At 70.2% G+C, this 1,188-nt stretch carries 1 protein-coding gene; it reads left to right on the top strand.

Annotated features, from left to right (window positions below):
• A partial coding sequence (locus ACQRC0_RS08730; protein ID WP_427729311.1) for an ISL3 family transposase occupies positions 1–1,154 on the top strand: 1,154 nt, incomplete at its 5' end.
• Positions 1,155–1,188 lie beyond the last annotated feature (34 nt).

The following is a 1,188-nucleotide window of genomic DNA, read 5'->3' as shown; positions in this document are numbered from 1 at the left end:
AGTACGCGCCCTGCAGGGTGCGCTGCCCGGAGCACGGCGTGCGCACCGAGGCCGTCCCCTGGGCGCGGCACGGGGCGCGCTTCACGCGCGACTTCGAGGACTGGGTGGCGTGGCTGGCGGTCCGCTGCACCGCCTCGGCGGTCTCCGAGCTCGCCCGCGTCGAGTGGCACAGCGTGGGCGGCGTGTGCAGGCGCGTCTACGCCGAGCTGGAGGCCGCGCGCGGCGCCTCGAGGTTCGACGGCGTGCGCCGCATCGGCATCGACGAGACGTCGTACAAGAAGGGCCACAAGTACGTCACGGTGGTCGTCGACCACGACCGCGGCTGCCTCATCTGGGCGCACGAGGGCACCGGCAAGGACGTGCTCAACCTGTTCCTCGACGAGCTCACGCGCGAGCAGAGGCGCGCCATAGAGGTGGTGACCGCCGACGGCGCGAGGTGGATAAGGCAGCTGGTCAAGCGCCGCTGCCCCAACGCGAGGTGGGTCATGGACCCCTTCCACGTGGTCCAGTGGATGAACGACGCGCTCGACGCCGTGCGCTGCGAGGAGTGGAACGCCGCCAGGGCCGCCGCCAGGGCCGCCAGGCCCAGGCCCGAGGGCAAGCGCGGCAGGCCTGCCAAAGGCGAGCTGCCGCCCGAGGAGGTCAGGGCGCTCGAGGAGGAGGCGGCCTCCATCAAGGGCAGCCGCTACGCGCTCGTGAAGAACCCCGAGGACCTCACCGACGGCCAGAGGGCGAGGCTCGAGGCGCTCAAGAAGAGGGCCGGCTCGCGGCTGGTCAGGGCCTGGGAGCTCAAGGAGGACCTGCGGGCCGTCTTCCGGGCAGCCGACGGCTCCGAGGCCGCCGAGCTGCTCGACGACTGGATGCACAGGGCCGCCTACTGCAAGATCGCCAAGGTCTTCGCCGTGGAGAAGAAGGTGCGCCGCCGGCGCGACGACATCATCGCCGCAGTCGAGCTCGGCATCAGCAACGGGCGCGTAGAGGCCATCAACAACAAGATCAAGGTGACGGTGAGGATGGGCTACGGCTTCCGCAACACCGACAACCTCGTGGCCCTGCTCATGCTCAGGTGCGGCGACTGCCAGCCCCAGCTCCCGGGTCGCCCGGTGAAGGCGAGGAAGAAGGGCGTGAAGGGAGCGAAGAGCGTTGCTGCCTAGGCTAGCCCCTTGTCACACAAACTACCGAAGCCTC

The organism is Collinsella sp. SGI.033, assembly GCF_050315135.1.
Lineage (GTDB): Bacteria > Actinomycetota > Coriobacteriia > Coriobacteriales > Coriobacteriaceae > Collinsella.
This window is presented reverse-complemented; position numbering and strand designations above follow the sequence as displayed.